This window comes from Xenorhabdus mauleonii (genome assembly GCF_900113945.1).
Taxonomy (GTDB): domain Bacteria; phylum Pseudomonadota; class Gammaproteobacteria; order Enterobacterales; family Enterobacteriaceae; genus Xenorhabdus; species Xenorhabdus mauleonii.
In genome coordinates, this window is the sequence record NZ_FORG01000001.1 from 345,974 (window position 1) to 369,375 (window position 23,402).

22 protein-coding genes are annotated in these 23,402 nt (G+C 44.9%); 3 read left to right on the forward strand and 19 right to left on the reverse strand.

Going from position 1 to position 23,402, the window contains the following annotated elements; genetic code table 11:
• Positions 1-39 precede the first annotated feature (39 nt).
• From tolA to sdhC, 16 genes are all read right to left on the reverse strand, one after another.
• Entirely contained in the window at positions 40-1,134 is a 1,095-nt protein-coding gene (tolA, locus tag BM100_RS01415; RefSeq protein WP_169924720.1) for a cell envelope integrity protein TolA, read from the reverse strand.
• Between the two features lie 41 nt (positions 1,135-1,175).
• Positions 1,176-1,601 carry a colicin uptake protein TolR gene (gene tolR, locus BM100_RS01420; protein WP_092507254.1) on the reverse strand — a complete coding sequence of 142 codons (426 nt, stop codon included), beginning with the start codon at positions 1,599-1,601 and terminating at the stop codon, positions 1,176-1,178.
• Between the two features lie 24 nt (positions 1,602-1,625).
• A complete protein-coding gene (tolQ, locus tag BM100_RS01425; RefSeq protein ID WP_092507255.1) occupies positions 1,626-2,315 on the reverse strand; it encodes a Tol-Pal system protein TolQ in 690 nt (229 codons plus the stop codon).
• Positions 2,312-2,716: a tol-pal system-associated acyl-CoA thioesterase gene (gene ybgC / locus BM100_RS01430; RefSeq protein WP_092507256.1), complete on the reverse strand. Its 405-nt coding sequence runs from the start codon at positions 2,714-2,716 to the stop codon at positions 2,312-2,314. Before ybgC ends, tolQ begins: the two co-directional genes overlap by 4 nt.
• Before the next feature lie 114 nt (positions 2,717-2,830).
• Positions 2,831-3,118, reverse strand: a complete 288-nt coding sequence (ybgE, locus tag BM100_RS01435; RefSeq protein ID WP_092507257.1) for a cyd operon protein YbgE — start codon at positions 3,116-3,118, stop codon at positions 2,831-2,833.
• Between the two features lie 15 nt (positions 3,119-3,133).
• Positions 3,134-3,235 carry a cytochrome bd-I oxidase subunit CydX gene (gene cydX / locus BM100_RS01440; protein ID WP_092507258.1) on the reverse strand — a complete coding sequence of 34 codons (102 nt, stop codon included), beginning with the start codon at positions 3,233-3,235 and terminating at the stop codon, positions 3,134-3,136.
• A gap of 11 nt (positions 3,236-3,246) precedes the next feature.
• Positions 3,247-4,386 (reverse strand): cytochrome d ubiquinol oxidase subunit II, encoded by a 1,140-nt coding sequence (cydB, locus tag BM100_RS01445; RefSeq protein ID WP_092507259.1) that lies wholly within the window; start codon positions 4,384-4,386, stop codon positions 3,247-3,249.
• A 14-nt stretch (positions 4,387-4,400) separates the two neighbouring features.
• Positions 4,401-5,972, reverse strand: coding sequence for a cytochrome ubiquinol oxidase subunit I (gene cydA, locus BM100_RS01450; RefSeq protein ID WP_092507260.1), 1,572 nt, complete (start codon positions 5,970-5,972; stop codon positions 4,401-4,403).
• A gap of 645 nt (positions 5,973-6,617) precedes the next feature.
• Positions 6,618-7,487, reverse strand: coding sequence for a succinate--CoA ligase subunit alpha (gene sucD / locus BM100_RS01455; RefSeq protein WP_092507261.1), 870 nt, complete (start codon positions 7,485-7,487; stop codon positions 6,618-6,620).
• Complete coding sequence (sucC, locus tag BM100_RS01460; protein ID WP_092507262.1) at positions 7,487-8,656, reverse strand: ADP-forming succinate--CoA ligase subunit beta; 1,170 nt, start codon at positions 8,654-8,656, stop codon at positions 7,487-7,489. The genes sucD and sucC overlap by 1 nt, the downstream gene beginning before the upstream one ends.
• A 218-nt stretch (positions 8,657-8,874) precedes the next feature.
• Positions 8,875-10,092 carry a 2-oxoglutarate dehydrogenase complex dihydrolipoyllysine-residue succinyltransferase gene (gene odhB, locus BM100_RS01465; RefSeq protein ID WP_092507263.1) on the reverse strand — a complete coding sequence of 406 codons (1,218 nt, stop codon included), beginning with the start codon at positions 10,090-10,092 and terminating at the stop codon, positions 8,875-8,877.
• A gap of 13 nt (positions 10,093-10,105) precedes the next feature.
• Positions 10,106-12,913 carry a 2-oxoglutarate dehydrogenase E1 component gene (gene sucA / locus BM100_RS01470; protein ID WP_092507264.1) on the reverse strand — a complete coding sequence of 936 codons (2,808 nt, stop codon included), beginning with the start codon at positions 12,911-12,913 and terminating at the stop codon, positions 10,106-10,108.
• Positions 12,914-13,246: 333 nt separating this feature from the next.
• On the reverse strand, positions 13,247-13,963 hold the full coding sequence (locus BM100_RS01475) for a succinate dehydrogenase iron-sulfur subunit (protein ID WP_092507265.1): 717 nt from the start codon (positions 13,961-13,963) through the stop codon (positions 13,247-13,249).
• Between the two features lie 67 nt (positions 13,964-14,030).
• Complete coding sequence (sdhA, locus tag BM100_RS01480) at positions 14,031-15,797, reverse strand: succinate dehydrogenase flavoprotein subunit (RefSeq protein ID WP_092507266.1); 1,767 nt, start codon at positions 15,795-15,797, stop codon at positions 14,031-14,033.
• Positions 15,798-16,145 carry a succinate dehydrogenase membrane anchor subunit gene (sdhD, locus tag BM100_RS01485; protein WP_092507267.1) on the reverse strand — a complete coding sequence of 116 codons (348 nt, stop codon included), beginning with the start codon at positions 16,143-16,145 and terminating at the stop codon, positions 15,798-15,800.
• Positions 16,139-16,528: a succinate dehydrogenase cytochrome b556 subunit gene (sdhC, locus tag BM100_RS01490; RefSeq protein ID WP_038237426.1), complete on the reverse strand. Its 390-nt coding sequence runs from the start codon at positions 16,526-16,528 to the stop codon at positions 16,139-16,141. The genes sdhD and sdhC overlap by 7 nt, the downstream gene beginning before the upstream one ends.
• Positions 16,529-17,149: 621 nt before the next feature.
• Here sdhC and BM100_RS01495 point away from each other — a divergent pair.
• The gene (locus BM100_RS01495; RefSeq protein ID WP_092507268.1) at positions 17,150-18,433 is read left to right on the forward strand and encodes a citrate synthase; all 1,284 of its coding nucleotides are present in this window, start codon (positions 17,150-17,152) and stop codon (positions 18,431-18,433) included.
• 451 nt (positions 18,434-18,884) lie between these two features.
• The gene (locus tag BM100_RS01500) at positions 18,885-19,775 is read left to right on the forward strand and encodes an alpha/beta hydrolase (protein ID WP_092507269.1); all 891 of its coding nucleotides are present in this window, start codon (positions 18,885-18,887) and stop codon (positions 19,773-19,775) included.
• 83 nt (positions 19,776-19,858) lie between these two features.
• Here BM100_RS01500 and BM100_RS01505 read toward each other — a convergent pair whose 3' ends face one another.
• Positions 19,859-20,653 carry an AraC family transcriptional regulator gene (locus BM100_RS01505; RefSeq protein ID WP_092507270.1) on the reverse strand — a complete coding sequence of 265 codons (795 nt, stop codon included), beginning with the start codon at positions 20,651-20,653 and terminating at the stop codon, positions 19,859-19,861.
• 118 nt (positions 20,654-20,771) lie between these two features.
• On the opposite strand from BM100_RS01505, the gene BM100_RS01510 reads away from it, so the two are divergent.
• Positions 20,772-21,893 carry a multidrug effflux MFS transporter gene (locus tag BM100_RS01510; protein ID WP_092507271.1) on the forward strand — a complete coding sequence of 374 codons (1,122 nt, stop codon included), beginning with the start codon at positions 20,772-20,774 and terminating at the stop codon, positions 21,891-21,893.
• Positions 21,894-22,015: 122 nt separating this feature from the next.
• Here BM100_RS01510 and BM100_RS01515 read toward each other — a convergent pair whose 3' ends face one another.
• Positions 22,016-22,759 (reverse strand): type 2 GTP cyclohydrolase I, encoded by a 744-nt coding sequence (locus tag BM100_RS01515; protein ID WP_092507272.1) that lies wholly within the window; start codon positions 22,757-22,759, stop codon positions 22,016-22,018.
• A gap of 391 nt (positions 22,760-23,150) precedes the next feature.
• Positions 23,151-23,360 carry a YbfA family protein gene (locus tag BM100_RS01520; protein ID WP_092507273.1) on the reverse strand — a complete coding sequence of 70 codons (210 nt, stop codon included), beginning with the start codon at positions 23,358-23,360 and terminating at the stop codon, positions 23,151-23,153.
• Positions 23,361-23,402: the final 42 nt, after the last annotated feature.

Here is a 23,402-nt window from a genome sequence, read left to right on the forward strand (position 1 = left end):
GACAATTAAACCAGCAAATAAGGTTTACACAGCAGATATTTACCTTACCTGAGGCTTAAATTCTAGAGTGAAATTCTTAAAGTGCTCATAAATCTCTTTGCTTGGTGGACGCGGCATCTTTGCCTGATTAGCGGCGGCAAGCGCTGCCTGACATAATGCAGGGTCTCCCGATTTTGCTTTGATATCAATGAGCAGCCCATCTGATGCCAGCCTTATCGCCAAATCACAAGTGCGGCCGATATACAGGTTTGGATCGAGAAACTTACTCTGGATTGCAGCCTGAATTTGCCCTTTGTAATTATTGATATCCGATTCAGAAGCGCCGCTTTTCTTGCCGCCGCCTCTTCCTGCGGCCGTTGCACCACCCTGCTTAGGCGCATTGGATGTCAATCCACCTAATAAATCGTCAACCGTTTGAGACTGTTTTGCATCCTCAGCCTTCGCCTTAGCTTTTGCCTTGGCTTCTGCTTTTGCCTCGGCGTCTGCTTTAGCTTTGGCCTCAGCTTCTGCCTTGGCTTTCGCTTCGGCTTGTACTTTAGCTTCCGCAGCGGCTTTAGCCTTAGCGTCTGATTCCGCTTTAGCTTTAGCCTCAGCTGCCGCTTTACGTTTAACCGCTTCCTCAGCCTCTTTCTTTGCCTGGGCTTCTGCTTTTTGTCGAGCTTCAGCCTGCTCTTTTAAAATTTTCTCTTTTTCTGCCACAGCTTTTGCAGCAGCCTCTTCTGCTCTTTTCTGCTCTTCACGGGCTTTAGCCGCTGCTGCATCTGCTTGTTTTTTCTGAGTCTCAGCCGCCTGCTGTGCTTTAATCCGTTCTTCTTCAGCCGCTTTCAGGCGTTCTTGCTCTTCTGCCTGTTTTGTTCGCAATTCTGCCGCTTGCTGCTCAGCTTTTTTCTTTCGTTGTTGCTCAGCTAATTTTGCATTGGCTTCTTGCTGCTGCTTCTGATTATATTGTTGAACTACCGCATTCGGATCGACCATCACCGCATCAATGACAGAGCCATTCTCACCGCCGCCGCCCATTTCTGTTTTTTGCACTAAAGAACCCCAAATCAGAAAACCGATCAGGATAATGTGCAAAATTACCGAAATGATAATGGCACGATTCAACTTGTTGTTTTGTTCGTTTGTCTTTCCCACTCTCGACATCCAAAAACGTTAAGTGATAGCTACCGTTAGGCTCAGATAGGCTGGGTCATCAAACCCACCGATTTCACGCCTGCCTGACGAAGCATATTCAGTGCCTTGATAATTTCATCATAAGGAACTTCCTTAGAACCACCAATCAAGAAAACTGTTTTAGGGTTGTCTTTCATCAAGGTCTGGGCTTCAGCAACAATTTGTTGTTCAGGCAATAATTCCAGCCGTTCCTGATTAACAACCATGTTGTACTGCCCTATTCCAGCAACCTCGACAATAACTGGCGGATTATCAGTGGTAGAGACTGTTTTTGAATCCACCGAATCAGGTAAATCGACTTCAACGCTTTGCGTGATAATCGGTGCTGTTGCCATAAAAATAAGCAATAACACCAGCAACACGTCCAGCAAGGGAACGATATTGATCTCGGATTTTAGCTCACGTCTGCGACTACGAGTGCGCGCCATTCGCTGATTTCCCCTTACTATTCGTTACGACTTATCAGTATTAGAAGCAAAAGCCTGACGATGCAGAATGGCTAAAAACTCTTCCATAAAGTTATCGTAGATTTGTTCTAATTTATTGACACGCTGGTTCAGGCGGTTATATGCCATCACCGCAGGAATTGCTGCGAAAAGACCAATGGCTGTTGCAATCAGCGCCTCAGCAATACCGGGGGCAACCATTTGTAATGTGGCCTGCTTCACCGCACCCAATGCAATAAAGGCATGCATGATCCCCCAAACCGTACCGAACAAACCAATATAAGGGCTGATTGATCCCACGGTTCCCAGAAATGGGATATGATTTTCCAATGCTTCCAGCTCACGATTCACTGAAATGCGCATTGCACGCGAAGCGCCTGTAATGACAGCTTCCGGAGCATGGCTATTTGCCTGATGCAAACGCGCAAATTCTTTAAAACCAGAATGGAAAATCTGCTCAGTGCCACTTAATGAATCACGGCGTGACTGACTTTCTTTATATAGACGAGATAATTCAATGCCCGACCAAAATTTGTCCTCAAATGCTTCTGCCTCACGACTTGCCGCGTTAAGGATTTTGGTTCGTTGAATGATGATTGCCCAGGAAGCAATAGAAAAGCCAATCAAGATCAACATGATTAGCTGCACTAAAAAGCCTGCCTTAAGGAATAAATCAAGGATGTTCATGTCAGTCACTGCTTAAACTCCGCGACAATAGACTTTGGAAGCGCAATAGGCTTCATTTGAGATGAATTAACACAGACAACTAAACATTCTGCGCTGCTGACAACGATGCCATTACTATCAACAATTCGTTGAATAAATGTCAGAGAAGCGCCACGAATATTCGTAACTTCGCTTTCCACAACCAGCTGATCATCCAGTTTTGCCGGTTTCCGGTAGTCAATAGTCATGCGGCTAACAACAAAGCCAACTTGCTCATCCAGCATATACTGTTGGTGAAAGCCTTTTGCACGCAGCATCTCTGTACGAGCTCTTTCGTAAAAGACCAAATATCGTGCATGGTAGACCACACCACTAGCATCAGTGTCTTCGTAGTAAACACGGATAGGCCAACGGAACAACATATTACTCATATAATCCTAATTAGGCGAATTGACGCTGCCACTATACTCAAGACAATAGCGCTTTGGAATGACCCGTTAGTAAAAAAATTTTATAGGCCAACAACCTATAAAATTATAATTAGTTTACTTAAAGAAATGATATAAGCCAAAAAGAAGAATAAAAAGTGCAGGTAATGGATGAAAAAATAGGCGCCACATAACACGATTAGGATGAAAACCAACACCAAAAGTCACGCCAGAACAAACCGCCCAAATCAATAAAAACCCTTGCCACATCTGCAATGAACTCGTGTTGGCAGCAAAACGGGCAGGGTCCCAAAATACGCATGACGCAAGCGCCAAGGCCATTATGAGGATAAAGGCCCTCAACAGGCCTTTATCCATAAGTTGGTAGCATTTATCAGCCAACATTATTTTTTGTCACTCTCAATCGCTGTTTTTTGATTCATTATGCTCAAGTGCCAAAGCTGCAATGATAGCAAAGCTACAAGCTAAGAGCGTGCCGAGAATCCAAGCAAAATACCACATGCCTATGCTCCTTAGTACAGTGATTGTTTGTTGTTTTCAATGTAGTTCTTATCCAAACGCCCAAAGGTTTTGTAGTAACACCAAATGGTGTAAGACAGAACGATAGGAACAAAGATAAGCGCAACAACGAACATGATTTGCAACGTCCACTGGCTGGATGTCGCATCCCATATAGTCAAGCTAACATTAGGATCGAGACTTGATGGCATCACAAACGGGAACATGGCAATACCTGAAGTCAAAATAATGCAAGCGACGGTCAATGATGAGAATAAGAATGCCCAGGCACCTTTATCCAAACGCGTTGCCAACATTGTCAGCAGAGGGAGAAGCACGCCCAATGCTGGTATTGCCCACAATGCAGGATAGTTGTTGAAGTTAGTCAGCCATGCACCAGCCTGCTGAACGACTTCTTTATGCAATGGATTAGACGGCCCATTAACATCCAAACCACCGGTGACAACATAACCGTCGATGCCATAAATCAACCATACCCCGGCCAGCAGAAAAGCCAATCCGGTTATCGCAGCACAAATATGGGTCGCAGTGCGGGAACGAAGATGCAATTCGCCCACTGTACGCATTTGCAGATAAGTTGCCCCTTGCGTCACGATCATCATCAAGCTAATGACACCCGCCAACAAGCCATAAGGGTTCAGCAGACCAAAGAACGAACCTTCATAAGATACACGTAAGTATGTATCTACTGCCAATGGCACGCCTTGCAGTAAGTTTCCGAATGCAACACCGATAACCAATGCAGGGACGAAGCTGCCGATAACCAGCCCCCAATCCCACATATTGCGCCATCTGCTGCTTTCCAATTTTGAACGATAATCAAAACCGACCGGACGGAAAAACAGTGCTGCCAGGACCAAGATCATTGCCACATAAAAGCCGGAGAAAGCCGCAGCATATACCATTGGCCATGCTGCAAACAAAGCGCCTCCCGCAGTGATTAACCAGACTTGGTTACCATCCCAGTGTGGGGCAACTGAGTTAATCATGATGCGGCGTTCAGTATCATTTTTGCCGATGATTTTTAGCAGGATACCGACTCCCATATCAAAACCATCAGTTACTGTGAAACCGATCAGCAACACACCAATCAGCAGCCACCATATAAATCGTAATACATCATAATCAAGCATAAGTGGACTCCTGCTTACTTATTATTGTTCGCTGAAGAAGCTGTTTTTTGTTCAAAGTGATAACGTCCGGTCTTAAGGCTGCTCGGGCCAAGGCGGGCAAATTTGAACATCAGGAACATTTCTGCAATCAAGAACAAGGTATATAGGCCACAAATCAGCGCCATTGAGAAAATCAGATCGCCGACGCTGCGTGTCGAAGTTGCAACAGCCGTTGGCAGAACTTCACCAATCGCCCATGGCTGGCGGCCATATTCAGCAACAAACCACCCTGCTTCAACGGCAATCCATGGCAACGGAATGCTGAACAGAGCTGCTTTCAGTAGCCATCTATACTGACCGATGCGATTGCGGATAACGCTCAAGAATGACAGGCCGATAACCAGCAACATGAGGAAACCTGCGGCAACCATGATGCGGAATGCGAAATAGAGCGGCGCTACACGTGGGATAGAATCTTTAGTTGCAGCTTCAATTTGTGCTTCGGTTGCATCAGTGACATTTTCGGTATAACGCTTAACGAGCATGCCGTAACCAAGGTCTTTCTTGCTCTCATTGAATGCACTGCGGACGTTAGGATCAGTATTGCCTGAACGCAGTTCTTCCAATAATTCATATGCCTTGATGCCGTTACGGATACGTTGCTCATGCTGGCCCATCAGATCACGCAGACCAATGACTGGCGTATCTGTGGAACGAGTAGCTATCAAACCTAAAACGTAAGGAATTTGGATGGAGTATTTATTTTCCATCTTGTCTTGATCAGGAATACCAATCAGTGTGAATGACGCTGGAGGTGGTTGTGTTTCCCATTCTGCCTCAATCGCAGCCAGTTTGGTTTTCTGCACATCCCCCATTTCATACCCGGATTCATCACCCAGTACGATAACAGACAGGATTGCAGCCATACCAAAACTTGCAGCAACTGCGAAAGAACGTTTAGCAAATGCAACGTCACGCGCTTTAAGCAGGTAGTAAGAGCTGATACCCAATACAAAAACAGCGCCTGTAACGTAGCCCGCCGCAACAGTGTGAACAAATTTCACCTGTGCTACTGGGTTCAGTACCAGTTCGCTGAAGCTCACCATTTCCATTCGCATGGTTTCGAAGTTGAAATCAGATGCAATCGGGTTTTGCATCCAGCCATTCGCAACCAGAATCCACAGTGCAGAGAAGTTAGAGCCTAATGCAACCAGCCAGGTAACCGCCAAGTGCTGTTTCTTGCTCAGACGATCCCATCCGAAGAAAAATAAGCCGACAAATGTGGATTCAAGGAAGAAAGCCATCAAACCTTCGATAGCCAGCGGTGCACCAAAAATATCACCAACATAGTGTGAGAAATATGACCAGTTAGTCCCGAATTGGAACTCCATAGTCAAACCCGTTGCGACACCCAGAGCAAAGTTAATACCAAATAACTTACCCCAGAATTTTGTCATATCTTTGTATATCTGTTTGCCAGACAGGACATATACCGTTTCCATAATCGCAAGCAAAAACGCCATACCGAGCGTCAATGGTACGAACAGGAAATGATACATAGCAGTTAAGGCAAACTGTAATCGTGACAGTTCGACAATATCAAACATCTTGACTCCTTGCTCCTAGCAGGAAGACACCGACTTGCGGCAACCCGACTTTGCAAAATGAAAGCCTCGTAACTACCAGCAATAAATGCCTAAAACAAAATAATTAATTATTAACTAAATCAAAAACTCAGTAGATACCACAATAATATTACGCCTATATTCCCACACAATAAATAAATTTTACGTGATTCAGCTTAGAATTCTGAATATAGGTCAACAATGCCATAAATGTTCAGCCTAATATCTATATATATTAGATCAATTTTCTTGTGTTTAGCGAACTTATTTCACGTTAATAATTTGATTTTAATCAATTTTTCATGCGACTTGTTAATCATTTCAGCTATTATTTCATTATCGTATATTATGTGTTAATAATTTGTTATCTGTAATGCCTTTTAATTTATCTTTTGCTGTAAAACTCATTTAAAAATTAACTTTTCGTTTTCATTCCCCAAAAAAATATATTTTTTCTATAATGAAATTTAAATTCATAAAATAAATAGAGTTTCTAAAGCCAGTTCAATTAAATTTAAAAATAACTCTTTAAATAAATTAACTAACCCACTGTTAACACTATAAATAAAAATAAAAGGCCGCCCTTGGGCGGCCTTTTTTCATAAAAACAACTTACTTTGGAACAGATTACACCAGCAGCTCTTTTACTGCATCGCCAATGTCAGCAAGACTACGAACAGTCTTCACACCTGCGGCTTCCAGTGCAGCAAATTTCTCATCTGCCGTACCTTTACCACCAGCGATAATTGCTCCAGCATGACCCATACGTTTGCCTTTAGGTGCTGTTACACCCGCAATGTAAGCAACGACAGGTTTAGTCACGTGATCTTTGATATAAGCTGCGGCTTCTTCTTCCGCTGTACCACCGATTTCACCGATCATTACAATCGCTTCAGTCTGTGGATCTTCTTGGAACAGTTTCAGAATATCGATAAAGTTTGAGCCTGGGATTGGGTCACCACCAATACCAACACAAGTAGACTGACCTAAACCGGCATCAGTAGTCTGTTTAACCGCTTCATAAGTCAATGTGCCAGAACGGGATACGATACCGACTTTACCTGCTTTATGAATGTGGCCAGGCATAATGCCAATCTTACATTCATCAGGAGTAATAACACCCGGGCAGTTAGGGCCAATCATACGAACGCCTGCTTGATCCAGTTTCACCTTCACTGTCAGCATATCAAGTGTCGGGATACCTTCTGTAATAGTGATGATAAGCTTAATGCCTGCATCAATCGCTTCCAGAATAGAATCTTTACAGAATGGAGCCGGAACATAGATGACAGAAGCAGTCGCACCAGTAGCTTCAACGGCTTCACGCACAGTATTGAATACTGGCAGCCCCAAATGCTCAGTGCCACCTTTACCTGGAGTTACGCCACCAACCATTTGAGTGCCGTAAGCAATCGCTTGTTCAGAGTGGAACGAACCTTGGCTGCCAGTGAAACCCTGACAAATCACTTTGGTGTTTTTATCGATTAAAATAGACATTATTTGTTCCCCGCTGCTGCTGCGACTGCCTGTTTAGCTGCGTCTGTCAAACTGGTTGCGGCAATGATGTTCAAACCACTGTCAGCCAGTTTTTTAGCACCCAGCTCAGCATTATTTCCTTCCAGACGAACGACTACTGGTACGTTAACACCCACTTCTTCCACCGCACCAATAATACCGTCAGCAATCAGGTCACAACGGACGATACCACCAAAGATGTTCACAAAAACAGCTTTAACATTTTCATCAGACAAGATGATCTTGAATGCTTCAGTAACACGCTCTTTTGTCGCACCACCACCTACATCAAGGAAGTTTGCCGGTGCGCCGCCATGCAGTTTAACAATGTCCATAGTTCCCATTGCCAAACCAGCACCATTCACCATACATCCGATGTTGCCATCCAAAGCAACGTAATTCAGTTCCCATTGTGCAGCCTGGGCTTCACGTGGATCTTCTTGTGAAGGATCGTGCATTTCACGCAATTCGGCCTGACGGAACATAGCGTTGCCATCTGCACCCAATTTCCCATCCAAACAGACGAGTTCACCTTGAGTCGTGATAACCAGCGGGTTGATTTCAACCATTGCCAAATCACGCTCCAGGAACAAGTTTGCTAATCCCAGGAAAATTTTGGTGAATTGGCCAACTTGCTTACCAGTCAAACCGAGTTTGAATGCTAATTCACGGCCTTGATACGGCATAGGGCCAGTCAGTGGGTCGATGATTGCTTTATGAATTAGCTCGGGCGTTTCTTCCGCCACTTTTTCTATTTCGACGCCACCTTCAGTAGAGGCCATGAATACTACACGACGTGTACCACGATCAACAACAGCGCCAAGATACAGCTCTTTGGCAATATCGGTTGCACCTTCTACCAAGATCTGATGAACAGGCTGACCCTGTGCATCTGTCTGGTAAGTTACCAGTCGTTTACCCAGCCATTGTTCGGCAAAAGCACGGATATCTTCCTTGCTGTTGACGACTTTCACGCCACCAGCCTTACCGCGGCCGCCTGCATGAACCTGACATTTAACGACCCAAGGGCCTGAACCAATCTTTGATGCTGCTTCTTCTGCTTCGCGCGGAGTGGTACAAGCATAACCAGCTGGTGCTGGTAAACCATACCGTGCAAAAAGTTGTTTTGCCTGATACTCGTGTAAATTCATGATGTTCTATCCATAATTTAATCTAAGAAAGGTAAATTACCTTCTATACCTGTCATCTTTCACGTTGCCGCCACGCGGCATCGAGAAATCGATAAGGTATAATCTTGTTGCTCTGGATATGACCAGCCCCAAAGGGGCTGGCCTGCATATACATTCTTACATCAACGTCGTACTACTTCAGACTTGGCGGATTTCAACACGTTCCGCCGATAGTGATGCTATACATCCAGCAACAAACGTGTTGGATCTTCCAGCATTTCTTTGATGGTCACCAGGAAGCCTACAGACTCACGTCCGTCAATCAGACGGTGGTCATAAGACAGTGCCAGATACATCATCGGGAGGATCTCAACCTGACCATTTACTGCCATTGGGCGATCTTTGATGGCATGCATGCCAAGGATCGCACTTTGTGGTGGGTTAATGATCGGGGTGGACATCAGAGAGCCGAATACACCGCCATTGGTAATAGTGAAATTACCGCCGGTGAGTTCTTCAACAGTCAGTTTACCGTCGCGGCCTTTGATAGCCAGCTCTTTGATGTTTTTCTCGATTTCAGCCATGCTCAGTGCATCTGCATCACGCAATACTGGTGTAACCAGACCACGAGGTGTAGATACCGCAATGCTGATATCAAAATAGTTGTGGTAAACCACGTCAGTGCCATCAATGGAAGCGTTAACTTCTGGATAACGTTTCAGCGCTTCAACGACAGCTTTCACATAGAAAGACATAAAGCCCAAACGCATGCCATGACGTTTTTCAAACGCATCGCCATACTGCTTACGCAATTCCTGAATTGGCTTCATGTTAACTTCATTGAAAGTCGTCAACATTGCTGTATTGTTTTTCGCTTCCAACAGACGCTCTGCAACACGCTTACGCAAACGTGTCATCGGTACACGTTTTTCGCTGCGATGTGGCAGTGCAGATTGTTGTGCCACAGGTGCTGATGCAGCAGGCTTGTTGCTTTCTTTTTTATTCTCTGCGATGTATTTTTCAACATCTTCACGAACAATGCGTCCACCAACGCCACTGCCTTTAATTGCAGCTGGATCTACGTCGTGCTCTGCAATCAGGCGGCGAACTGCTGGGCTAAGTGCGTCGTTGCTATCTTCTTCCAAAGAAGCCGTCTGGCGCTGCGCTGGAGTTGCTTCTGTTTTTTCTTTTACATCAGCTGGCTTGCCAGTGTTGTCACCCAAACGAATGCGACCGAGCAATTGTTTGGACAATACTGTGGCCCCTTCTTCTTCCACAATCGCTTCCAGAACACCTGCTTCACTTGCAGGAACTTCCAGAACAACTTTATCAGTCTCAATTTCAACCAGAACTTCATCACGCTCAATAGTGTCACCTGGTTTTTTATGCCATGTTGCAACTGTGGCATCCGCAACAGATTCAGGAAGGTCTGGAACCAGAATTTCTACGCTACTCATTTTCTATCCTTATTTATTCAACGTTCAGTGCGTCATCAACCAGTGCTTGCTGTTGCTTCTGGTGAACAGACGTATATCCCACAGCAGGGGATGCAGATGCCGGACGACCTGCATAACGTAAAGATGCCCCGAATGGGATAGCTTCACGGAAATTATGCTGACTACAATACCAAGCCCCTTGGTTCAATGGCTCTTCCTGACACCAGACAAAATCATGAACATGGGCGAATTTTTCAAGTTGAGCTTGCAAGTGCTGACGTGGGAATGGATACAGCTGCTCGATACGCACGATAGCGACATTGGTTTGTTCATTCTTACGACGCTGTTCCAGCAGATCGTAATAAACTTTACCGGAGCACAGCACAACGCGTTTAACGCCTTTTGGATCCAGGTTATCGATTTCACCAATGACGGGTTCAAATTTACCGTCAGCCAATTCATCCAGACTGGATACAGCCAATGGATGACGCAGCAGTGACTTAGGTGACATAACGATAAGCGGACGGCGCATACCACGCAGAGCCTGACGGCGCAGCATGTGATAAACCTGAGCCGGAGTTGAAGGCACGCAAACCTGCATGTTTTGCTCTGCACACAGTTGCAGGTAACGTTCCAAACGTGCGGATGAGTGCTCTGGCCCTTGCCCTTCATAGCCGTGTGGCAGCAACATGACCAGACCACACATGCGGCCCCATTTCTGTTCGCCGGAACTGATGAATTGGTCAATCACAACCTGAGCCACGTTGGCAAAGTCACCAAACTGGGCTTCCCAAATTGTCAGGGCGCGCGGCTCTGTTGTTGCATAGCCGTATTCAAATGCCAGTACAGCTTCCTCTGAAAGCACAGAGTCCCATACTCTAAATGCACCTTGACCATTGTGAATATTTGCCAATGGTACATAAACAGAAGCATCAATTTGGTTGTGAATAACAGCATGACGGTGGAAGAAAGTACCACGCCCTGCATCTTCACCAGAAAGACGCACTGGAATGCCTTCATCAACCAAGGTCGCGTATGCCAGTGTTTCTGCGCCACCCCAATCGAGCAGTTTATTGCCATTGGCCATTTCTGCACGGTCGCCATAAATTTTCGCAACGCGTGAGTGCATTTCTATTGCAGCAGGAATATCGCTGATACGTTTACCGAGATCTTGCAGACGTTTCATCTCCACTTTATGTGGATAGTCCTGATCCCAATCGTGATTCAGGTAAGGTTCCCATGTGAATGAATGCAGACCCATTGGACGCCATTCATCAACAACACATTCACCATGATCCAAAGCATCACGATACAGGTTAGCCATCTCAGTAACATCATTGGCAGACATTAAACCTTCGGTTATCAGTTTATCTGCATAGATTTTGCGAGCTGTTGGCTGTTTTTTGATTTGCTGGTACATCAGTGGCTGAGTTGCACTTGGCTCATCAGCTTCGTTATGGCCGTGGCGACGATAACCAACCAAATCGATCATAACATCACGTTTGAAGGTGTTACGGAAATCAAGCGCCAGACGAGTGACAAATGCCACAGCTTCTGGATCATCCGCATTAACGTGGAAAATCGGTGCCTGAACCATTTTCACAATATCAGTACAATATTGTGTTGAACGTGAATCTTTCGGATTAGAAGTTGTAAAACCAATCTGGTTGTTAACTACGATGCGAATTGTGCCACCAACTTCATAACCACGAGCCTGAGACATGTTCAGTGTTTCCTGAACAATCCCCTGACCTGTTACTGCAGCATCACCATGTATGGTGACTGGCAGAACCATGTTACTGCGACCTTCATCAAGACGATCACGACGGGCACGAACAGAACCAATGACAACCGGGCTGACAATTTCAAGGTGGGATGGGTTAAAGGCCAGGGCCAAATGTACTAAACCGCCTTCCGTTTCAAAATCGGAAGAGAAACCTTGGTGGTACTTAACATCACCGGTACCCAGATGTTCTTTATGCTTACCTGCGAATTCATCAAACAGATCAGCAGGTTTTTTACCCAATAAATTGACCAGAACATTCAGGCGCCCACGGTGAGCCATTCCCAGTACAACTTCACGGGTGTCTTGTTTACCTGCGTGTCGTACCAATTCTTTCAGCATTGGGATAAGTGCATCATCACCTTCCAAAGAGAAACGTTTCGCTCCAGGGAATTTAGCACCTAAATAGCGCTCCAGACCTTCAGCCGATGTTAACTCTTTCAAGAAGCGACGCTTTTCTTCTGCATTGAATTGAGAGCTGACTACCACAGATTCCAGACGTTGCTGAATCCAACGCTTTTCTTCCGTATTGGTGATATGCATATATTCCGCACCAATTGAGCCGCAATAAATGCGTTTCAGTGCGTCATACAGATCAGCCAATTTCATCGTCTCTTTACCAATGGCAAAAGAGCCCACATTAAACGTTTCTTCGAAGTCAGTCGCTGTTAAATTATGGAAAACAGGATCGAGATCCGGTACAGGTTCCTGTTTCCATAATCCCAATGGATCTAGATTTGCATGTTGATGTCCGCGGAAGCGGAATGCGTTGATAAGCTGAAGTACTTTGACTTGCTTTGCATCCATTGCTGGATCGCTGACTGAAGTGTGGTAACGTGTGGTATCTTTTGCCAGACGACGGAAATAATCACGTGTCTGAGAGTGAAGTTGTTCCTCGCTAAGTCCTACATTCGGTAATTGTTGGAAAATTTCTCTCCAACTTGCATCAACAGAATTAGGATCGGTTATATAGTCTTCATAGATTTGCTCTATGTAAGACTGGTTTGCACCAGCCAGAAAGCTTGAGTCCAGCCAGTCCTTCATTGCGCCGTTCTGCATTGTGATCCCTTAAGCTTTAAAAGCCTTAGTTTTCGCCGTGGTTAACAAATACCGCTTAATAGCGGTGTTGGTAAAAGGTTCATTTGGACGTGCTTAATGCATGTTCTTTAATTTGGGCTTTCCTACCCTTCAAGGAACCTTTAAAAACTGAATATCAGTTTTTAAAGGTTCCTTTATTTAGAAACAGGCTTCGTCTTTTTTAGCAGTAGGCAATTTATCATTTTTCATTCTTTATGCCCTCCACCGATTTCATATTTATTTCAAAATTGTGGAGGGCAACATCATATGCGTTATTTACACGCAATTTATGTGCTATTTATGCGCAGAGTTTATTTATGCACTGTGTTTCAGCAACATAGACTTAATATGTCCAATTGCTTTTGTCGGATTAAGCCCTTTCGGACATACATTGACACAGTTCATAATTCCATGGCAGCGGAACACACTGAAAGCATCGTTTAGATTATCCAACCGCGACGCTGTTTCTGTATCACGGCTATCAATCAAGAAACGGTATGCAGCCAGAAGACCGGCAGGACCTATAAATTTATCCGGATTCCACCAGAACGACGGACAAGACGTCGAACAGCAGGCACACAGAATACATTCATACAGGCCATCCAGTTTTTCACGCTGTTCTGGTGATTGCAGATGCTCACGCGATGGTGGGTTTTTACCATCATTAATTAAATATGGGCGGATCTTTTCGTACTGCGCATAAAATTGCCCCATATCAACAACCAGATCTCGAACCACTGGCAAGCCAGGCAATGGGCGAATAACAATTTTCTTATTGCCACGGAGCAATGCTGATATTGGTGTCACACATGCCAGACCATTTTTACCGTTCATATTCACGCCGTCAGAGCCACAAACGCCCTCACGACAAGAACGACGGAATGCCAGAGTGGGATCTTGCTCTTTCAGCTGGATAAGGGCATCCAGCAGCATCATGTCCCGGCCTTCTTCTGCTTCCAAGGTGTAGTCTTGCATACGAGGTACATCGTCTACATCTGGATTATAGCGATAAATCGAGAATTCAAGTTTCATAATCTATTTCTCCGCAACTGGAACATCAGCAACGCAATTTCAGTAACACTATATTTCAGTGGCACAGTTAGTAAGAACGCACTTTCGGCGGGAAAGCTTCACGCAGTTTTGGCTGCATATTCACTTCACGACGAGTCATGCTCTCAGTTTGCGGTAAGTACAGGCTATGGCACAGCCAGTTAGCATCATCACGTTCTGGATAATCAAAACGGCTATGAGCACCACGACTTTCTGTACGGAAATTAGCAGAAACCGCCGTAGAATAAGCCGTTTCCATCAAGTTATCCAATTCCAGGCATTCGATGCGCTGGGTGTTGAATTCTGATGAAGTATCATCCAAACGAGCATTTTTCAGACGTTCACGGATTTCTTTCAGTTCATCCAATCCTTTCGCCATTGCTTCGCCTTCACGGAATACCGAGAAGTTATTCTGCATGCAGGATTGCAGAGCTTTACGGATTGCAACTGGATCTTCGCCTGAACGGGTATTGTTCCAGCGGTTCAGACGCTGCAATCCAAGTTCGATATCAGATTCGCTGGCATCACGGCTGGTTCCTTGCTCCATCAGGCACTCTTTCAAATGCACGCCTGCGGAACGACCAAAGACCACCAAATCGAGCAATGAGTTACCACCCAAACGGTTCGCCCCGTGAACGGATACACAGGCAATTTCACCCACAGCAAACAAGCCTGGGATCACAACGTCCTCGCCTTTTTCGTTGACTGTCAATGCTTGACCGGTGATCTTCGTTGGGATACCACCCATCATATAGTGACAGGTTGGAATAACTGGGATTGGCTCTTTTACCGGATCTACGTGGGCAAAAGTACGGGACAATTCAAGGATGCCCGGCAGACGGGATTCCAATACGTCCTTGCCCAGATGATCCAGCTTCAATTTCGCGTGAGGACCCCACGGGCCATCACAACCACGGCCTTCACGAATTTCAATCATGATGGAACGAGCAACCACATCACGGCCAGCAAGGTCTTTGGCATTTGGTGCATAACGCTCCATAAAGCGCTCGCCATCTTTATTCAGCAGGTAACCACCTTCACCACGGCAACCTTCTGTAACCAAAACACCCGCGCCCGCAATACCGGTTGGATGGAATTGCCACATTTCCATATCCTGAACAGGAACACCTGCACGCAATGCCATACCAACACCATCACCTGTATTGATGTGCGCATTCGTTGTGGATTGGTAAATACGACCGGCACCACCAGTTGCCAGAATAGTTGCTTTAGCTTTGAAATAAACGACTTCACCGGTCTCAATGCAAATAGCGGTACAACCGACAATTGCGCCGTCCTGGTTTTTAACCAGATCCAAAGAGTACCACTCAGAGAAAATAGTCGTATGGTTTTTCAAATTCTGTTGATACAAAGTATGCAATAAAGCATGACCAGTACGGTCAGCCGCAGCCGCAGTACGGGCAGCTTGTTCACCACCAAAGTTTTTGGATTGTCCACCAAACGGGCGCTGATAAATCCGGCCATCATCCAGACGGGAAAATGGCAGCCCCATGTGTTCCAACTCCAGAATGGCTTCCGGGCCAGTTTTACACATATATTCGATGGCATCCTGGTCACCAATATAATCGGAGCCTTTCACCGTATCGTACATGTGCCATTCCCAGTTATCTTCATGGGAATTACCCAGAGCTACAGTAATGCCGCCCTGCGCTGATACGGTATGAGAACGGGTTGGGAATACTTTGGAAATCAAAGCACAAGATAAACCCATTTGTGAAATTTGCAGTGCAGCACGCATACCTGCGCCACCAGCACCGATAACAACAGCGTCAAACTCTCTTACTGGCAGTTTCATTTATGCACCCCACACAACGATTGTTCCGTAAATCAAATAAGATAACAGCGCCACAATAATCACCAATTGCAGCACCAGACGCATTGCGAGAGGTTTGACGTAGTCTGTCAACACCTGCCACATACCGATCCAGGCATGAACCAAAATAGAAAGGAGCGTCAATACGGTGAACACTTTAGTCAGGGATGAAGAGAAGAAACCACGCCAGACTTCATAGGTTATATCCGACGTTGTTGCAACAAAACCAACAAGGTAAAGGACATACAAAACAATAATAATTGCGGATGCACGCAGCAGCAGCCAGTCCTGAATACCCGTACGACCCAATGCGGATGCGTTGCTTACCATAATAATACTCCAGCCAGAATAGACAGAATAACCGCGATTACTATTGCTACTTTGGCAGAAGCACTACCGGTAGCGAGGTTTTCTTCCAAGAATCCAAAATCCATCAGCACATGACGGATACCTCCACAAATATGGTAAGCCAACGCCGTCAATATTCCCCACAGGATAAATTTGGCGAAGAAACCAGTCATGATTTCAGATGCTTGCAGGAAACCCTCCTGCGAAGACAGTGACATACCCAACAACCACAGCAAAATACCAACTGCGATGAAGGTGATGACGCCTGAGATACGGTGCAAGATCGACGCTATTGCGGAGACGGGTTGATTAATCGTCCGCAGATCAAGGTTGACAGGTCTTTGTTTTTTCACAATTTTGCCCACAAAGCTTTTTTTATTTTCCATCCTCCGGTCCTGGGCGGGAATCAGACAGCGCTAAGAGGATACAAAGACACAACATGATTAAATTAACAATCCTTAAACGTTCATTACAAAGTTGTGATTTGGTTACGCTGGGTGCTCCTACATCAGGGTAATCCGGAGACCTGACCGAAGTATAAGTACTTCACATTGTTATTACAATTCCCACACAATATGATTATTAACATTTAGCTTGAACAGTGAGAAGGATCACGCTTCAAACATTTATCATAAAATTTATTATCTAGTTTGACAAAGATTAAACATTTACCTTACATATAGGCCGTTATATATTATTTGTCATCGTTTTTCGATGAAAAAGTAAACTTAATAATAAACAGACGTTATGCAAAAGTATCGTATAAGCACAAAATGATAACATTTTATGTTAATAATACTTTAAACATAATATCCGAAAACTTTTTAACAACCTGAAACCATTGTCACCTGCGATAAAATTTCAGCGTTAAATGTGATACCTGCCTGATTTTAAATTCTCTCCGGTAGCACAATGCCTTTGGCACAGTATAAATTGCGCCTATCTGGTTGTTAGGGGTTATAAATATAAGCGCTAAGGAGATGTACATGGCTGATAAAAAGGCTGCGTTGAACATAAATGGTTCAGCTGCTATCGAACTAGACGTACTGACGCCGACCCTAGGTTCTGAAGTTATTGACGTCCGTTCTCTCGGCTCAAAAGGCTTCTATACCTACGATCCTGGCTTTACTTCCACGGCTTCCTGCGAGTCGAAAATCACCTATATCGATGGCGATGAAGGCATTTTGTTACACCGTGGTTTTCCTATTGACCAACTTGCGACGAAGTCAAATTATCTGGAAGTTTGCTACATTCTGCTATATGGCGAACCACCTACCTCCGAAGAATACGAAAAATTTAAGACGACGGTAACGCGCCATACAATGATCCATGAACAGATCACCCGTCTGTTCCACGGTTTCCGCCGTGATTCTCACCCGATGGCCGTACTTTGTGGCGTGACAGGCGCATTGGCTGCCTTCTACCACGATGCTTTGGACGTGAATAACCCTCGCCACCGTGAAATCACCGCTTACCGCTTGCTGTCCAAAATGCCAACTGTTGCGGCAATGTGTTACAAATATTCTCTGGGGCAGCCTTTCGTCTATCCACGCAACGATCTCTCTTATGCCGCGAATTTCCTATACATGATGTTCGCGACACCTTGCGAAGAGTATAAAGTTAATCCGGTACTGGAACGTGCCATGGATCGTATCTTTATTCTGCATGCGGATCATGAGCAAAACGCTTCAACCTCCACCGTGCGTACCGCTGGCTCATCCGGCGCAAACCCATTTGCGTGTATTGCGGCTGGTATTGCATCCTTGTGGGGACCAGCACATGGCGGAGCAAACGAAGCCTGTCTGCGTATGCTGGAAGAAATCCAAACCGTTGAACACATTCCTGAGTTCATTGCTCGCGCCAAAGACAAAAATGACTCTTTCCGTCTGATGGGCTTTGGTCATCGTGTTTACAAAAACTACGATCCACGTGCAACTGTCATGCGTGAAACCTGCCATGAAGTGCTGAATGAGCTGGGGCTGAATGACAGCCTGCTGGAAGTCGCGATGGAACTGGAACGTATCGCGTTAAATGACCCGTACTTCATCGAGAAAAAACTGTATCCGAACGTTGATTTCTATTCCGGCATTATCCTGAAAGCAATGGGTATTCCATCATCAATGTTCACTGTGATTTTCGCAATTGCCCGTACTATTGGCTGGATTGCGCACTGGAATGAGATGCACGACGAAGGTGTGAAACTCACTCGCCCACGCCAGCTTTACACTGGATACAGCGAACGTGACTTCCAAAGCCAGTTAAAAAAATAAATAAGTCACATCAATAACGCTATTTGCATTATTTTAAATAGCGTATATCTACACCTCTCATATCAATTTTTAATCTGATGTTAGGGGTGTAGTTGTTTATAAGCAGGTCATTATTTATACCCAGAGATTAATTTTTACAAAAACAAAATATTAAGCACACGGATAAATATATTGAATAGGGAAATAAATTCGCTAAAAAATACATTATCCAACGAATAGATTGACTACCAAAGTATAAAAGGATTTCTTTTGACCATTTGAGAATGATAATTACAGCAAAATGGTTGAATTAATTATTACTCAAATGGCAATAAATGGATTCTTCCTTTCCGTAAATTTCACCATTTCTTTCAATCCCAAAATGATACTTGATGTTTGAAATGAACACCGTCAAAAATGGCGGTTAGCTAAAAATCAATGGCAGGAAAATAAATGAACAGGAAATTTAATAGTGATTGATTTTGAACAATTTAATGAAAAAGCGGCTTTACTTGCTGAAAAGCTTACTACTCCAGCAAAAGTGAAAACGGCCTATACAGAAGGATTACGTTATCGTCTCTACGAACCGGAAAAAGCTGCGCATGATCTGTTCATTGTCTATCACGGTGGCGGTGTAAATATAGACGCAGGATACGATCTCCTTGCCCGTCAACTAACTATTGAAGACCATTTTGCAGTGTGTCTGGTCGATATTCGTGGGCACGGTGATTCCATTGGCAGGAAAGGTGCCGTTTCCCAAACAGCTATTGTCTGGCGCGATGTAGACCGAGTTATAGCTGAGTTAAAAACACAGTTTCCGGCTATTCGTCTTCATCTACTGGGTCATTCTAGTGGGGCAGGAATGCTGATAAATTATTTTACCCGGCATAAACCCGCGCACAAGATAGACAGCCTTGTATTGCTGGCACCAGAACTGGGGCAATTTGCTACTGGTATTCATCGCAATGATTCACCAATACGCTTTGCTGAAGTCAGCCAATGGCCATTTATTATCAACGCGATATCCGGTGGTCTTTTCTTTGGTCACTATCCAGCGGTAAAGTTGAATTTCCCCGAAGACCTCAGAGCGCGATATCCAGACTTTTTACAACATTATACCGTCAATATGTCTAATGCATTGACTCCTCGCCAACCAGCCAAACAGTTAGCAGCACTGCCCTTGCCAACACTCCTGCTTGCTGCTGAAGAAGATGAGCTATTCGATCCCGTTGCCATGTCTAAGTTTGCCAGTGAGCATGGCAATAAATTACTTCATTTCAAAATGCTCCATCAAAGTACTCACCTGGATTGCCTGTTCCGAACTCAGGAAGCATTACGCCAGCATCTTGAAACATTGCAGTAGCTACACTTACCGAGTCGGAGCCTGCCTTTTACCTAACCATTAATTTGGATATGACAAGTTAAACTAGGTGATATTCTTGCCAATTAAAGGCCGCCATGTGCATCGCTTATCGATATTGATGATGTCATATACTCTCTTGGTGGCCTGCCCATCGCTTTACGGAAAAACGTCACAAACGCACTGTCATTAGTAAAACCAACTTCCTGAGCCACATAAGATAATGTTTTATGTTGCGCCAATAACTCTATCGACTTTACCAGTCTCCATTGTTGCCGCCACTGTTGGTAGTTCATCCCTGTTTCGCGATGAAATATTCGAGTAATCGTTTTTTCACTGGCGCCAATGTAAGTTGCGAGTATCTGCAAAGGCGGCGGTAATTGTTCAAATGATAAATTCAGCAAACGCCGATCAACAGGCAGCGGCAATAGCGTTGGTTCTCTGCGTGCTTTACGGATCTCGTCAAAAAATAACGCCAATAAATGCACTCCCCTGCCCTGATGCCAATTAGCATCGAAAGGAGACAGCGCGATAGATTCTAAAAGCGCCTGTAATAATACAGTGGCTTCCAGCACTTCACATTGTGCTGAAATACATTCCGTTTCGGCCGTATTCAGATAAATGGAACGATAACCGACTGAACCACGCATTTCTGCCCGATGGCGTGTTTTTGGGGGGATCCACGCCACTCTGGTCGGTGGCAGGATCGAAAGCTGGTTTTCCAGAGTGATCTTGATGCAACCCCGTTGGGTAAACAATAACTGTCCCATATTATGCTGATGGAAACCGGAATCATGCTGCCCCATTTCTGCTGCGATCCCTATAACAGGGATATTAAAACTGTCCGGATCAAAATGATCGCTTTGCTGTAACCATGCCATCGCAATCCCACCCAATAATGTCCGATAATATAAACGAACTGTCTTTATTATCATAAATGGACAACCAGCAAAATGCTAACCTCCCTGCCATGAATACTTAATTATCAGAAGAAAAAATATGCAAAACAGACCATCGCTTTGGCTTGCCATCGCTTTATTGATGTTCCCGCAGATAGTGGAAACTATTTACAGTCCTGCATTAACCAATATTGCAGATGGATTTTCTGTCACCTCAGAACAAGCGGCCCAAACTTTATCACTCTATTTTTTTGCCTTTGCGCTCGGTGTTGTCGTATGGGGACGCATGTGTGATGTCATTGGCAGACGTCCGGCCATCATTATCGGGTTATCACTCTATGGGGCCGCTTCCCTGCTGGCATTGTGGACACAGCAATTTTGGCTATTACTTGTTGCCAGAGGGCTGTCTGCTTTCGGGGCCGCCGTAGGCTCCATCGGCACACAAACTATCATGCGTGACGCCTATCGAGGGGAAGAGTTGGTGCGTGTTTTTTCCATTATAGGCGTTGCCTTGGCGGCCAGCCCAGCCCTTGGCATGTTCAGCGGTTCAGCACTGAACTATTTTGCCGGATATAAAGGTGTATTTGCTGGCTTGGCCATTCTCGCGGTGATACTGACGAGTTGGTCAGTTGCCCGCTTGCCTGAAACCCGACCAATTAACGTCACAAAGGTTGCCTTATTCCATACAGCAGCCATGATGCTTAAAGATATTTCAATTTGGCGAAATGCTTTTTTAATCGCCTTTTTTAACCTGTGCCTGTTCAGTTACTATCAATTAGCACCGTTTCGTTTCGAACAAATGGGGTTATCACCGGAGCTATTTGGTTATACCGGCCTGTTATTAACTTTTGGTGTCGGTTGCGGCTCGCTACTAAACAAATACCTTTTAAAACAGCAATGGGGATCAACTAAACTGGTGATCTTTGCCACATCAATTAACCTGTTGGGTGGCATCGGCGTATACCTGTTGGAAAATAGCTGGCTATTTGTCTTGCCTATGCTCGGGATAGTTATCGCTTATGGGCTTGCCATTCCAAATATTCTGGCTTCAGCCTTACATCGCTACACTGATCGGCTGGGTACGGCTGGTGCTCTACTGGGGCTGTTTTATTATTTATTGCTTGGCCTTGGCCTGACTTTGGCAGGATGGAGTCAGGCTTTAGGCTGTGTACTGATCAGTTGCGGGATTGTCATGATGTTTTTAGCCCTTCGACATAGATAAACCGCATTGAATGAGCAAATTGTAAAAAGTCCCCACAACCTTTGGCCGGAAACTGGGGACGTATACAATACGTTACACCTTACGGTTCTTGAATTGCATCGAGCAGCATGGAAGCAACAACATTAAGCTGGATTAGGAATATCGATAAAAATCACATCCAGGCCATGATGATTGGCCAACCATTCACCAAGCGTTTTGATGCCATAACGCTCTGTTGCATGATGTCCGGCAGCAAAGAAATGCATTCCCATTTCACGGGCGACATGAATCGTCTTTTCTGATACTTCTCCCGTGACAAATGCATCAACCCCGAACTCTGCCGCTTGCTCAATGAAACTCTGACCACCACCAGTGCACCATGCCAGTGTACGAATTTCTGCTGGCGCGTTATCACCGCAATGCAGGATCTCGCGACCTAAAGATTTCTCAAGGCGCTCAGTTAATTCTGCCGGAGTAACGGGTTGATCGAAGGCACCATGAGGAAGTAACGGCTCAATACTTCCGATAACCTTAACACCCATTTGGCGGGCCAATTGGATATTGTTTCCCAATGTAGGATGGGCATCCAATGGAAGGTGATAGCCATACAAATTGATATCATTGCATAGCAAAGTTTGTAAACGACGGCGTTTCATGCCACGGATAACCGGTGATTCATTCTTCCAAAAATAGCCGTGGTGGACAATGACAGCATCTGCCTCAAGCCGAACCGCTTCATCCAACAATGCCTGACAAGCTGTCACACCTGTGACAACCCGCTGAACATGGGGGCGGCCTTCCACTTGTAATCCATTAGGGGCATAATCTTGAAATTCACGGACGTTCAATTCCGTATTAAGTACATGTTCCAACTCAACATTGTTCATCATTTTCCCCCTGTCATTTTTCTTTTTCACCATAAAAATAAATAACTATCTGCCATCGAGACCTTTCCTCTTCACTCATGGATAAGTCTCTCCCTTGTTTGCTGATGGTTATTAAAAAAATAGTCTGGTCAACATATCGGAAAAGCAAGCATAGATCTTGATAGCAGATAAAACAAAACACCTTGCCAGAATAAACCGACAAGGTGTCCAAAGGCTATACCTTAAATCAAAGGCCATACCTTCAACCAAATACGATGCCTTGATTAAGGCAACTGAATTACCACGTACTGAATGCAGTATCTTGGATACTGCATTCCAGGCATTCGCTCAGATTAAAGATACGAAGGCAGGAATAGGAACCTGAAAAATGACAACGTGCGGGAACACCCCTTTAGCGATTTCGAATGCTTGCAGCTATTTCTGAAGACGCCAGCCAAACAGGCTTATCACTGGTTTTTAACCATACTTTATGCAAGTAGCTGTAAAAGCGAGCACGATCGTGACGAAACAGCATAACAGGAAGCGCAATGGCGCCCAAAGCGATAACGCCAATACGCCGCAAGAGAACCTCATGCCAAGAGTATGAACGGTAAATAGACATTGGTAACCTCCTCACGGGTTAAATATGTAAGATGCATAAAAT

Excerpts from the sequence above, each read along its gene's own strand:
- sucA (WP_092507264.1), bottom strand. The coding sequence starts at position 12,913 with ATGCAGAACGGCGCAATGAAGGACTGGCTGGACTCAAGCTTTCTGGCT.
- BM100_RS01505 (WP_092507270.1), bottom strand. The coding sequence starts at position 20,653 with ATGGCATGGTTACAGCAAAGCGATCATTTTGATCCGGACAGTTTTAAT.
- sdhD (WP_092507267.1), bottom strand. The coding sequence starts at position 16,145 with ATGGTAAGCAACGCATCCGCATTGGGTCGTACGGGTATTCAGGACTGG.
- BM100_RS01510 (WP_092507271.1), top strand. The coding sequence starts at position 20,772 with ATGCAAAACAGACCATCGCTTTGGCTTGCCATCGCTTTATTGATGTTC.
- tolR (WP_092507254.1), bottom strand. The coding sequence starts at position 1,601 with ATGGCGCGCACTCGTAGTCGCAGACGTGAGCTAAAATCCGAGATCAAT.
- cydB (WP_092507259.1), bottom strand. The coding sequence starts at position 4,386 with ATGCTTGATTATGATGTATTACGATTTATATGGTGGCTGCTGATTGGT.
- sucC (WP_092507262.1), bottom strand. The coding sequence starts at position 8,656 with ATGAATTTACACGAGTATCAGGCAAAACAACTTTTTGCACGGTATGGT.
- BM100_RS01520 (WP_092507273.1), bottom strand. The coding sequence starts at position 23,360 with ATGTCTATTTACCGTTCATACTCTTGGCATGAGGTTCTCTTGCGGCGT.
- sucD (WP_092507261.1), bottom strand. The coding sequence starts at position 7,487 with ATGTCTATTTTAATCGATAAAAACACCAAAGTGATTTGTCAGGGTTTC.
- cydA (WP_092507260.1), bottom strand. The coding sequence starts at position 5,972 with ATGTTTGATATTGTCGAACTGTCACGATTACAGTTTGCCTTAACTGCT.
- sdhA (WP_092507266.1), bottom strand. The coding sequence starts at position 15,797 with ATGAAACTGCCAGTAAGAGAGTTTGACGCTGTTGTTATCGGTGCTGGT.
- BM100_RS01475 (WP_092507265.1), bottom strand. The coding sequence starts at position 13,963 with ATGAAACTTGAATTCTCGATTTATCGCTATAATCCAGATGTAGACGAT.
- ybgC (WP_092507256.1), bottom strand. The coding sequence starts at position 2,716 with ATGAGTAATATGTTGTTCCGTTGGCCTATCCGTGTTTACTACGAAGAC.
- odhB (WP_092507263.1), bottom strand. The coding sequence starts at position 10,092 with ATGAGTAGCGTAGAAATTCTGGTTCCAGACCTTCCTGAATCTGTTGCG.
- cydX (WP_092507258.1), bottom strand. The coding sequence starts at position 3,235 with ATGTGGTATTTTGCTTGGATTCTCGGCACGCTCTTAGCTTGTAGCTTT.
- ybgE (WP_092507257.1), bottom strand. The coding sequence starts at position 3,118 with ATGTTGGCTGATAAATGCTACCAACTTATGGATAAAGGCCTGTTGAGG.
- BM100_RS01495 (WP_092507268.1), top strand. The coding sequence starts at position 17,150 with ATGGCTGATAAAAAGGCTGCGTTGAACATAAATGGTTCAGCTGCTATC.
- BM100_RS01515 (WP_092507272.1), bottom strand. The coding sequence starts at position 22,759 with ATGAACAATGTTGAGTTGGAACATGTACTTAATACGGAATTGAACGTC.